Annotated in this window: 7 protein-coding genes; 6 read left to right on the forward strand and 1 reads right to left on the reverse strand. The window is 73.0% G+C overall.

Annotated features, from left to right (window positions below; translation table 11 throughout):
* Positions 1–129: 129 nt before the first annotated feature.
* Together MXD59_RS18915 and MXD59_RS18920 are read left to right on the forward strand one after the other, a co-directional pair.
* The gene (locus tag MXD59_RS18915; protein ID WP_248825990.1) at positions 130–438 is read left to right on the forward strand and encodes a hypothetical protein; all 309 of its coding nucleotides are present in this window, start codon (positions 130–132) and stop codon (positions 436–438) included.
* Positions 439–532: 94 nt separating this feature from the next.
* Entirely contained in the window at positions 533–1,693 is a 1,161-nt protein-coding gene (locus MXD59_RS18920; protein WP_248825991.1) for a glycosyltransferase family 4 protein, read from the forward strand.
* Here the strand turns inward: MXD59_RS18920 and MXD59_RS18925 are convergent.
* Positions 1,690–3,546 (reverse strand): AMP-dependent synthetase/ligase, encoded by a 1,857-nt coding sequence (locus MXD59_RS18925; protein WP_248825992.1) that lies wholly within the window; start codon positions 3,544–3,546, stop codon positions 1,690–1,692. The genes MXD59_RS18920 and MXD59_RS18925 overlap by 4 nt on opposite strands.
* Positions 3,547–3,696: 150 nt before the next feature.
* Here MXD59_RS18925 and MXD59_RS18930 point away from each other — a divergent pair, with 150 nt between their 5' ends.
* The 4 genes from MXD59_RS18930 to MXD59_RS18945 form a co-directional block, all read left to right on the forward strand.
* On the forward strand, positions 3,697–4,464 hold the full coding sequence (locus MXD59_RS18930; protein WP_248825993.1) for a metallophosphoesterase family protein: 768 nt from the start codon (positions 3,697–3,699) through the stop codon (positions 4,462–4,464).
* A gap of 167 nt (positions 4,465–4,631) precedes the next feature.
* Positions 4,632–5,066: an SRPBCC family protein gene (locus MXD59_RS18935; RefSeq protein ID WP_248826000.1), complete on the forward strand. Its 435-nt coding sequence runs from the start codon at positions 4,632–4,634 to the stop codon at positions 5,064–5,066.
* Positions 5,067–5,072: 6 nt separating this feature from the next.
* Positions 5,073–6,284 (forward strand): ArsA family ATPase, encoded by a 1,212-nt coding sequence (locus tag MXD59_RS18940; protein WP_163548962.1) that lies wholly within the window; start codon positions 5,073–5,075, stop codon positions 6,282–6,284.
* A partial coding sequence (locus tag MXD59_RS18945; protein ID WP_248825994.1) for a hypothetical protein occupies positions 6,281–7,142 on the forward strand: 862 nt, incomplete at its 3' end. The genes MXD59_RS18940 and MXD59_RS18945, both read left to right, overlap by 4 nt.

Genomic DNA, 7,142 nt, shown 5'->3' on the forward strand with positions numbered 1-7,142 from the left:
GCTCGCCCGCCGGTCGGTGGGCAAAAAAACTGTCAGACCCGGGTCCTACCGTCGGTGACGTCGGGATGTCGGCGCGCAAGGCCTGCCGTCGGCGGCCGTGCTCGTCCGGAGCTCGGGAAGGTGAAAGCGATGTTGATCGACTGCGATTCCTGCGTGGCTCGTGGCGTGCGCTGCGCCGACTGCGTCGTCACCGTCATGCTCGCCGACACGGGTGACGCGTCGCCGCCCGCCGGCGGCGATCGGCGGCACGGCCCGGTTCCCGCCGGTGGGATGCCGGGCCGTGCGGCTCCCGCCGTGAGCGGGGGGTGGGACGAGCAGGAGCGGCGGGCACTGCGGCTGCTCGGCGCCGCGGGTCTGCTGCCGCCGCTGGAGGAACTCGCGGGGTCGATCCTGGAACGCGGGTCCCGGCATGCCCCGCCGCCACGCCGCGCGGGCTGAGCCCGCCGTGCGCACCTGGGGAGACTGACCCGGCGTGCGCGCCGCGGCGGCCCCGGCGCGGTGGGTGCGGAGGTGGATGCGGCAGCATGGGCGCATGCGGGTACTGGTCGTGACCAACGACTTTCCGCCGCGGCCGGGGGGCATCCAGGCGTATGTGCACTCCTTCGCCTCCCGGCTCCCGGCGGGCGAGGTCGTCGTGTACGCGTCGGGCTGGCAGGGCGCGGCCGGGTTCGATGCGGCGCAGCCGTTCCCAGTGGTGCGTCATCCCACGTCGCTGCTGCTGCCGACCCCGGCTGTCGCCCGCCGGGTCCGCGATCTCGCGCGGGCCGAGGGCTGCGACACGGTGTGGTTCGGGGCGGCCGCGCCGCTGGGCCTGCTGGGTGCGGCCCTGCGCCGTGGCACGGAGGTCGAGCGGGTGGTGGCCAGCACCCATGGTCATGAGGTCGGCTGGGCGGCGCTGCCCGCGGCCCGCCAGGCTCTGCGGCGTGTCGGGGCCACGAGCGACGTCATCACCTACCTCACCGACTACACCCGGGCCCGGATCGCGCCGGCGGTCGGTGACGGGCCGGTGCTCGCCCGGCTGCCCAGCGGGGTGGACGCGACGGTGTTCCGACCGGGTGTGGGGCGTGAGCAGATCCGCCGCCGGTACGGGCTCACCGGGCGTCGGGTGGTGGTCTGCGTGAGCCGGCTGGTGCCCCGCAAGGGTCAGGACATGCTGATCAGAGCCCTGCCGGCGCTGCGCCGGCGGGTACCGCAGGCGGCGCTGCTGGTGGTCGGCGGTGGGCCGCACCGGGCGGAGCTCGCGCGGCTGGCCCGTGCGGTCGGCGTCGAGGCCGACGTGACGTTCACCGGGTCCGTGCCCTGGGAGGAACTGCCCGCCCACCACGCGGCCGGCGATGTGTTCGCCATGCCATGTCGGACGAGGCTGCGTGGCCTCGAGGTCGAGGGGCTCGGCATCGTCTACCTGGAGGCGTCGGCGGCCGGGCTGCCGGTGGTGGCCGGGCGTAGCGGTGGCGCGCCCGACGCGGTGCGTGACGGGCACACCGGCACCGTCATCGACGGGACGGATCTGGCCGCGGTCACCACCGCGGTCGGTGACCTGCTCGCCGACCCGGACCGCGCCGCCACGATGGGCGCCGCCGGCCGGGCCTGGGTGGAACAGCACTGGCGCTGGGACGTCCTCGCCGCCCGCCTACGCCACCTGCTCGCCACCGGAACGAACCCGGACGACGCCCCGCCACCCTCGGCCGCCTAGCGGTGCTCGCCCGTGGGGTAGAGGCTCTCGACGGCGTCGGCGTAGCGCTTGAGGACGAGCGAGCGGCGGACCTTCAGGCTCGGGGTGAGTTCGCCGCCCTCCACGGTGAAGTCCTCCGGCAGGATCACGAACCGGCGGACGCTCTCGGCCCGCGAGACCGTCGCGTTCGCCGTGTCGACGGCCTTCTGCACCTCGGCGCACAGCTGCGGGTCGTCGGCGAGGTCGGCGAGGCTCGCGGTGGCGGGCCGGCCGGCCTGGTCACGCCAGCGTTCGAACGCGTCCGGTTCGAGGGTCACCAGCGCCGCGATGTAGGGTCGGCCGTCGCCGACCAGCATCGCCTGGCTGATCAGGGGGCTGCTGGTGATGATGTGCTCCAGCGGTGCCGGTGCGACGTTCTTGCCGCCGGCGGTGACCAGCAGTTCCTTCTTGCGGCCGACGATCCGCAGGAACCCGTCGTCGTCGAGTTCGCCGAGGTCACCGGTGTGCAGGAAGCCCTCGCTGTCGAGCGCCTCCTTCGTCGCCGTCTCGTTGTTGCGGTAGCCGCGAAACAGCAGGGGTCCGCGGATGAGCACCTCGCCGTCGTCGGCGATGCGCACGGTCACCCCGGGCAGCGGCTGGCCCACGGTGCCCATCCGGATCGCGCCGGGTCGGTTCGCGGTGGCCGGCGCCGTCGTCTCGGTCAGGCCGTAGCCCTCGAGGACGATGAAGCCGATGCCCCGGTAGAAGTGGCCCAGACGCGGCGACAGCGGTGCCCCGCCGCTGACCGCGATCCGGGCCCGGCCGCCGAGGGCGGCCCGCAGCTTGCCGTACACCAGCTTGTCGAACACCCGGTGCCGCAGCTTCAGTCCGAGGCCCGGACCGCCGTGGTCGAGGGACTCGCTGTAGTCGACGGCGGTCTGCTCGGCGGCATCGAAGATCCGCCCGCGTCCCTCACCGTGGGCCTTGGTGCGGGCGCCAGCGTGCACCTTCTCGAACACGCGGGGGACGGCGAGCAGGAACGTCGGCCGGGTGTGTGCCAGATCCGCCAGCAGATCACGGGTGTCGGGGGAGTAGGACAGTTCGAACGCGCCCTGCACCACGCCGACCTGCAGCATCCGGGCGAACACGTGCGCCAGCGGCAGGAACAGCAGGGTGGAGGAGTGCTGGGTGAACATGCTCGGCAGCATCGCGACGGTGTCATCGGCGATGAACAGCAGCGCCCGGTGGGTGATCTCGCAGCCCTTGGGTCGAGCCGTCGTCCCGGAGGTGTAGATGATCGTGGCCAGGCTGTCGGCGTTCTGGGTGGCCCGGGCGGCGGTGAGCTGGCCCTCGTCGACGGCGGCCCCCGCCTCGGCCAGGATGGCCAGCGCCCCCGCGGCGGACGAGGAGCCGGCGGAATCGTCCGTCGATGTCGCCGAAGGCTCGGCCTCGATGACGAGGACATCGCGCAGCGCCGGCACGTCCGCGCGGATCGACGCGACCCGGCCGGCGAGTTCGGCGTCCTCGACGACCAGCACTTCGACGCCGGCGTCGGCGAGAATCCACTCGATCTGGTCGGGGCTGGACGTCTCGTAGATCGGCACGGTGACCGCCCCGGCCGCCCAGATCGCGTAGTCGAGCACCGTCCACTCGTAGCGACTGCGGGACAGGATGCCGACCCGGTCGCCGGGGGTGACGCCGCGGGCGACGAGGCCCCGGGCGGTCGCGTGCATCGCGTCCCGGAACTGCGCCTGGGTGATCGGGATGAACCGGTCGCCGTCCTTGCGACGAAGCAGGACATGGTCTGGATCGCGGCCGGCGTTGCGCAGGACGGCATCTGTCAACGTCGCGTCGTCCGCGATGCTGACAGCAGGGGCGGAGGTGTACTCACGCACAGGTACTCCTACTGGTTCGCGGGCGTGCGATCGGACGCATGGAGATGCCCGGCGGATGCGGATACCCGGGGCGGCGTTGACCGTCCCGGGTCATCAGACGTTAGCCGTCGAGCGTCGGGTAGGCGACTGTCAGGGCCCTAAGCTTCGGATATGCGGGTGCATGTGGTCAGCGACGTACACGGGCGGGCCGATGCGCTGGCCGCGGCGGGGCGGGGCGCCGATGCGTTCATCTGTCTGGGTGATCTCGTGCTGTTCACCGACTATGCCAACCCCGGCGGGGGCATCATGGGCGACCTGTTCGGCGCCGAGGCCGTCCGCCGGATGGTGCGACTGCGTACCGACAACCGGTTCGACGAGGCCCGGGCGTGGTCGCAGTCGTTGTGGGCGGAGCTGGGCGGGGACCGCACGCAGATCGTCGAGGACGCGGTCCGCCGCCAGTACGCGCAGCTGTTCGCCGCCTTCCCGACCCCCACCTACCTGACGTTCGGCAATGTCGACCTGCCCCACCTGTATCCCGACTTCCTGCGTTCGGGCATCACCCTGTTGGACGGGCAGACCGTCGAGCTCGACGGTTGGCGCTTCGGTTTCGTCGGTGGGGGGCTGTCCAGTCCGATGCGTACCCCGTATGAGATCGACGAGGGGACCTTCGCGGCCAAGGTGGCCGCTCTGGGAGCCGTGGACGTGCTCTGCTGTCATATTCCGCCGCATCTGCCGGAGCTCGTCTACGACGTGGTCGCTGGCCGGTTCGAACGCGGCAGCACCGCGATCCTGGCCGCCATTCACGACACCCGACCTCGCTACGTGCTGTTCGGGCATGTGCACCAGCCGCTGCTGGCCAGCATTGAGATCGGTGGCACGCGGTGCGTGAACGTGGGGCATTTCAACGCCACCGGCCGGCCGTTCGTCCTCGAGTGGTAGCCGGCCGCTCCGTGGTGGCCGGTCCGGCTTCCGGTAGCCTCAGGCGATCGGTCGGGGAATCATCCGGCTCCGCGAGGATGCCCGGAAAACCGGCGAGCCGGCGACGCCGTGCTCCTGCAGACGTGTCCGACAAGACATGTCAGACGAATGTGGAGGTGCTACTCGCCATGGCGGACCACGCCCGATCGACGATCGTCATCAACGCCCGGCCGGCCGCGGTGATGGGCGCGATCGCCGACATCCCCGCCTACCCGGTCTGGGTCGGGCAGATCGAGGAGGCGGAGGTGCTCGAGATCGGCCCCGACGGCCGCCCGCGCCGCGCCCGTTTCCGTATCAACGCCATCGTCATCAAGGACGAGTTCGTCAACGAGTACACGTGGACGGACAACTCGCAGGTCAGCTGGTCGATGGTGCAGGGCGAGGCGATGTCGTCGCAGGACGGCAGCTACACGCTGCGTGATCTGGGCGATGGCAGCACCGAGGTCACCTACGACCTCACCGCCGAGACCAAGGTCAAGATCCCGGGCATGCTGCGGCGCAAGGTGCAGAGCGGCATCGTCGACGCCGCGCTCAAGGATCTCAAGAAGCACGTCGAGAGCTGAGCTCACGTGCGGTGTGTGCTCGTCACCGGCAAGGGCGGGGCCGGAACGACGACAGTGGCGGCGGCGACCGCGGTGCTCGCCGCCCAGCGCGGGCACCGCACCCTGCTGCTGTCCGTCGACCCCGCAGCCGGGCTCTCCGGGGTGCTCGACCATCCGGTCGGCGCGCAGGAGACCGAACTCGAACCCAATCTGACCGGCCGGCAGGTCGACCTGCGCCAGGCCGTGGAGGCCCGCTGGCCGGCGGTCCGGGCGGTGCTGGCGCACACCTGGCCAAGCGTCGCCATCGACCCGATGGAGCTCGAGGAGCTCGCCTTCCTGCCCGGTGCCATCGAGACGCTCACCCTGCTCGAGCTGCGGGACGGCCTCACCGCCGGTCACCATGACGTCGTCGTCGTCGACGGTGGGCCGCTGGCCGGCATGCTGCGGCTGCTCGCCTTCCCGGAGACGCTGTCCTGGTACTGCCGGCGGCTTCTGCCGCCCGACGGCGCCTTCGCCCGCTGGCTGCGACCCGGGTTCGGCAGATCCGTGTTCGGTGGCCGGTGGGGGAGCCTCGCCGCCCCCGCCTACGACACCGTCTCGCGCATTCACCGGGCCGCGATCGATCTGCGCGCGATCCTGACCGATCAGGCCACCACCAGCGTGCGACTGGTGCTCACCCCACAGGGTGGCGCGCTGCGGGCCGCCCAGAGCAGTCTCACCGCACTGGCGCTGCACGGGTTCACCCTGGACGGTGTGGTCGTCAACCGGATTCTGTCGCCGATCGGCGCGGATGCCTGGCGGGCCGGCTGGGCGGCCGCCCATCGCGAGGAACTCGCCGAGCTGACCAGCGCCTTCGCACCGACGCCCGTCCTGCCGGTCCATTACCGCGCGGGCGAACCCGTGGGCCTGGAGGAACTGGCCGCGTTCGGTGCCGCGGCCTACGGCGAGCTGGATCCGGCCAGTGTGCTCGGCTCCGGCCTGGCCGTGGGCGGCGACCAGCCGCGGGTCGAACGCACCGAGGACGGGTTCGCGCTGACGTTCGGCCTGCCGTTCGTCGACGGCTCGCAGGTGGATCTCGCCCGCCTGGGCGACGACCTGGTGGTGACGGTGGGCGCGTTCCGCCGGGCCGTGCCGTTGCCCGCCGCGTTGCGCCGCTGCGATGTCAGTGCCGCCCGGCTGCGCGGTGACCGACTGGTCGTCTCGTTCGTTCCCGACCCGGATCGCTGGGTGCGCGCATGAGCTCCGCCGCCGGGGCCGCCGACGAGGCCGGGGCACGTCGCTCGGCGGGCTCGGCGGGCTCGGCGGGCTCGGCGGGCTCGGCCGGGCCGGGGCGCGCACCTGCGCCTGGGTCGTTGGCGGTCGAGGCGGCACTGCTCGCCGACGCCCTGCGTTCCCTCGCCGGTGACGAACCGGCGCGGGCCACGCCGGCCCGGCGGCTCTGGAGCGTCGTCGCCGACGTCGCCGCCGCGGGCGCCAGCGCCCTGATCGGGGTGCCGACCACCCCTGGCCGTCCGGTGCCCGACAAGTCCGGCTCCGAGCAGCCCGCGTCCCCACGAACAGCCGGACGGACGAGCACCGCGCCGGCCGCCGGCGGCCCGGGCGAGCCGTCCGCGCCGCCGGAGCGCACCTGCGACTGCCACGCGGCGGCCGCCGACGACGCGCCAGCGGCTGACGACCAGACCGGGCCGGCGGGCTCCGGCTCCGGGCCGGCCGGGGCGGCGTGGAGCTGCCCCGGCTGCCCGTGGTGCCAGCTGCTGGCCACCTTCGTCGCCGAACGGCCGGAGGTCGCCCGGCACCTGGTGACCGCCGGCGAGGCGCTGGCCGCGACAGTGCGGGCGACGGTGGACGCCGTCCACGCCGCGCGAGCGGCCAACGCTGGCACCACCCGCACCGCTGGCAACCATGGCACCGATGGCACCGATGGCAGTACCAGCGCCGATCGGGACGCCGACGAAGCGATCCGGTCGGCGACGGCCGCGGGGGGGGCCGCCCGCGCCCCCCCCACACCACTAAGATGGCCACCAGCAGCGCGGACAGAATGGCCGCGCCCACCGGGTAACCCAGACCGAGGCCCTGCGGGCCCCATCCCAACGAGCC

Source organism: Frankia umida, from assembly GCF_023242945.1.
GTDB lineage: Bacteria > Actinomycetota > Actinomycetes > Frankiales > Frankiaceae > Frankia > Frankia umida.